Here is a 3,082-nt window from a genome sequence, read left to right as displayed (position 1 = left end):
GCGGCGGGTCCGGGGTTTTGAGCGTCAGCGAGGCGATGGCGGACGAGCGGCGGGGCGCCGCCCCCCCGGCGCCCGCCCAGTCCGCCGTCGGCGCGCCCGGGTCCAGCCCGGCGTGCCCGCGCGCCGTCGCGCACCGTCGCGGGACCTGCCCGCCCGGGACGTACCGGCCGGCGAGCCAATGGACGCGGGCCCGACCGGGGTCGACCGACGGGTTCCTGAGCAGCCGTCGCAGGGTCCGGATCCGGCAGATGGCAGGGAGGGTAGCGGCATCGACGATTCGGACGAGCCGGCGGCGGCGGTGGCCGGCGAGCTGGAGGCCGCCCTCGCGGGGATGCTGGCCTTCGTGCGCCGGCGGATCACCGGCGACTACGTGATCGACGAGCACGGGTTCGACGCGGATCTCACCGAGCACCTGCTCGCCCCGTTGCTGCGGCCGGTCTACCGGGACTACTTCCGGGTGGAGACCCGCGGGCTGGAGAACATCCCGGATACCGGCGGAGCGCTGGTGGTCGCGAACCATTCCGGCACCCTGCCGGTCGACGCGCTGATGATGGCGATGGCGATCCTCGATCACCACCCGGCCCACCGCAACCTTCGGATGCTCGCCGCCGACCTGGTCTTCGCCGTCCCGTTCCTCGCTCCGTTCGCGCGCAAGATCGGCAACACGCTGGCCTGCCAGCCGGACGCGGAGCGGCTCCTGCGGGCCGGGCACCTGGTCGGCGTCTGGCCGGAGGGTTTCAAGGGAGTGGGCAAACCGTTCCGCGAGCGCTACACGCTGCAGCGCTTCGGCCGCGGCGGCTTCGTGTCGGCGGCGCTGCGTACCGGCGTGCCGATCATCCCGTGCACCGTCGTCGGGGCGGAGGAAATCTACCCCATGATCGGCAACGCGCGGAGCCTCGCCCGTCTGCTCGGCCTGCCCTACCTGCCGATCACTCCCACGTTCCCGTGGCTCGGCCTGCTCGGTCTGGTGCCGCTGCCGTCGAAGTGGTTCATCGAGTTCGGGGAGCCGGTGCCGACCGACGGCTATCCGCCGGAGGCGGCGGACGACCCGATGCTCGTCTTCGAACTCACCGACAGCATCCGCGAGACCATCCAGCACACCCTCTACAGCCTGCTGATGGAGCGTCGCTCGGTCTTCTTCTGAGCCCCTGAACCTTCTGTGGCCCCTGAACCTTCTGTGGCCCCTGAACCTTCTGTGGCCCCTGAACCTTCTGTGAGCCCCTGACCTTCTGGCCGCGCCCTGTCCCGCCGGCTAGACGCTGGCGACCCGCCGGCGCAGCGCCATGCCGGCGACCACCCCACCGGCCAGTGCGCCTGCGCTCGCGGCCGCCGGAATGCCGATCTTGATTGCGCGCCGCGCGGTGCGGAAGTCCTTGATCGGCCAGTCACGCTCGCGGGCCACGGCCTTGAGGTCCGGGTCCGGGTTGATCGCCACCGGATGGCCGACCAGGGAGAGCATCGGCAGGTCGTTGATCGAGTCGGAGTAGGCCCAGCACCGGGACAGGTCCAGCCCCTCCCGTTCGGCGAGCGCCTGCACCGCCTCGGCCTTGGCCTGGCCGTGCAGCAGACCGCCGACCAGCCGGCCGGTGTAGGCACCATCGCTGACCTCGCTGACCGTGCCGAGGGCGCCGGTCAGGCCGAGGCGCCGGGCGATGATCGAGGCCAGTTCGACCGGCGTCGCCGTCACCAGCCAGACCCGCTGCCCGGCGTCGAGGTGCTGCTGGGCGAGGGCGTGCGTGCCGGAGTAGATCTGCTCGGCCATCCGCTCGTCGTAGATCTCCTCGCCGAAGCGAACGATTTCGGCGACCGACCGCCCGGCGACGAAGGCGAGTGCGGTCTCCCGCGCGTCCCGGATCCCGTCCGCGTTCTCCTGGCCGCGCAGCCGGTACGTGACGTGCTGCATGCCGAAGCGGAGGAGGTCACGTGAGGTGAAGAAGTCCCGGGCGGCCAGGCCGCGGGCGAAGTAGAAGATCGACGCACCGGCCATCACCGTGTTGTCGACGTCGAAGAACGCTGCGGTGGACTCGTCGAGCGGCGGGCGCGGAACCTCCTCCGCGGCGACCTTCAGGGCGGCGATCGCCGCCGCCTCGGCCGCCTGCCTGGTCTCGGCCGCACCCCTGCGTCGAACCCTCATCGGTCATCTCCATGCGGTCGGCGATGGATCCGCTGGTCCCGGACCACCGCGGTCGGCCGGTGGCACCGCCCGCGCCCCCGGCGCCAGCGCCTCGGCGGGCGGGCCGCCTGGCGGACCCTCGGCACGTCGCCACACTACGGTGCCGCCGTGTCCGTCCCCCGCAGGCAGCGTGGATCTGACCGCGCGAAGGTGCCGACGTGGCAACGATAGTGTCGTGATCTCGATGTGATCCGCGTAATCGGTCGCGACTGCGGCGGGATCCGCCTGACCCGGCACGCCCGGTCAGGCGGATCCCGCCTGGGCCAGCGTGCGGGCGAGCGCGCGGACGGCTCGCAGCTGCAGCGCGCGCACGGCTCCTTCGCCCCGGCCCATCGCGTGCGCGGTCTCGCGTACGGACATGCCTTCCAGGAACCGCAGCGACACGCATTCCTGCTGGTCGGGGAGCAGGCGGCGGACCGCGTCGAGCAGTTCCCGGTGGGTCAGCCCGGCCAGGATCGACTCCTCGGGCCCCGGTACGGCGAAAGCGGTGGTCCCCTCGGCGGCGTCGCGGAGGTCGGCGGTCGGGATCTCCAGGCGCCGCCGGGCCGACCGGGCCTGGTCGACGACCAGGTTCCGGGCGATGGTGATGAACCAGGCGCCGATGTCGCGGCCCTGCCAGCGGAACTCACCAATCGTCCGGAAGGCCCGCAGGAACGTCTCACTGACGATGTCCTCGGCCGCGGCGAGATCTCCGTTCAGGCGGTACAGGGCATAGCGAAAGACCAGCTCGGCGTAATGGTCGTAGAGCAGGCCGAATGCGTGGGTGTCGCCCGCCCGGGCCCGGGCTACGAGCGCCGCGCGTTCCCGCGCCGCCGGGTTCTCATACGCCGCCGCCGGATCGGCGCGCGCGCGGCGCAGCAACGGCGGCTTGCCCTCCCGCTCGGGCGACGGCGTCGCCCGGCCCAGGCC

3 protein-coding genes are annotated in these 3,082 nt (G+C 72.5%); 1 reads left to right on the top strand and 2 read right to left on the bottom strand.

Annotated elements, in window-relative coordinates; translation table 11 throughout:
- The first annotated feature begins 112 nt into the window (after positions 1 to 112).
- Positions 113 to 1,144, top strand: a complete 1,032-nt coding sequence (locus tag MXD58_RS23840; RefSeq protein ID WP_250609965.1) for a lysophospholipid acyltransferase family protein — start codon at positions 113 to 115, stop codon at positions 1,142 to 1,144.
- 108 nt (positions 1,145 to 1,252) lie between these two features.
- On the opposite strand, the gene MXD58_RS23835 is transcribed toward MXD58_RS23840, so the two are convergent.
- Both MXD58_RS23835 and MXD58_RS23830 read right to left on the bottom strand, forming a co-directional pair.
- Positions 1,253 to 2,134: an HAD family hydrolase gene (locus MXD58_RS23835; protein WP_248839618.1), complete on the bottom strand. Its 882-nt coding sequence runs from the start codon at positions 2,132 to 2,134 to the stop codon at positions 1,253 to 1,255.
- Positions 2,135 to 2,416: 282 nt separating this feature from the next.
- On the bottom strand, positions 2,417 to 3,082 hold a 666-nt coding region (locus MXD58_RS23830), incomplete at its 5' end, for a sigma-70 family RNA polymerase sigma factor (RefSeq protein WP_374616579.1).

Source organism: Frankia sp. AgKG'84/4 (assembly GCF_023242965.2).
Taxonomy (GTDB): Bacteria; Actinomycetota; Actinomycetes; order Frankiales; family Frankiaceae; genus Frankia.
Note: the sequence above shows the minus strand (reverse complement) of the source record. Positions and strands in the feature narration are given on the sequence as shown.

Bases quoted from the DNA above. Each gene is read 5' to 3' on its own strand.
- MXD58_RS23835 (WP_248839618.1), bottom strand. From the start codon at position 2,134: ATGAGGGTTCGACGCAGGGGTGCGGCCGAGACCAGGCAGGCGGCCGAG.